The 593-nt window shown below is 36.6% G+C and carries 1 protein-coding gene; it reads right to left on the minus strand.

The window, feature by feature from the left end; all coding sequences use genetic code 11:
- Positions 1 to 67 precede the first annotated feature (67 nt).
- Positions 68 to 460, minus strand: coding sequence for a restriction endonuclease subunit S domain-containing protein (locus I6E38_RS15050; protein ID WP_235394735.1), 393 nt, complete (start codon positions 458 to 460; stop codon positions 68 to 70).
- Between the last annotated feature and the right edge of the window lie 133 nt (positions 461 to 593).

Here is a 593-nt window from a genome sequence, read left to right on the forward strand (position 1 = left end):
ACTGAAAGCTGCTACTAACGACTCATAAATCTACCCTTAATCGTGTATTGGATGATAGTTGCGGATTTTAGGAGTATTGCTTCTGTTTTTGATAGCATTCTCCCAACAGGGTAGCTTTCCTTTCTTTCTCTGTAATGGCATTTAGTATTTTGGCTATAGCCTTTTGCTCTTCAATTACAGGAAACCGATGCTTAGTGTTGAAGTAATCTGCCATAGAGACATTCAGTAGACCATGATTTCTTGCCCCTTCACCAGCAATATCAGACAAGCCTCTATGCCATTTAGTTGATTCGAAGTAATAGGCAAGATAATCAGAATCAACAATGGTTTCATTTATTTTGAAGCATATATAAAGAGTTGATAGAACACCTTCGTCATAATTGTCTAATCGTTTGACGGCTCCCCAATCATATCCAGCAGAGTAACTTCTGTTATAAGCAAATTCTCCTTTATGAAGCAAATAATATCCTGTAAGATTATCGCTTGCAACGGATTTATTAAAGAAAGACTCTTGATTAACTAAATAGGGTGTCCAGTTAGATGTTCCGAAAAACAGATGCTGAAATCACCCATTAAGTTACAAAACTAACGCT

This window comes from Leyella stercorea (assembly GCF_021531355.1).
In the GTDB taxonomy this organism is placed as follows: domain Bacteria; phylum Bacteroidota; class Bacteroidia; order Bacteroidales; family Bacteroidaceae; genus Prevotella.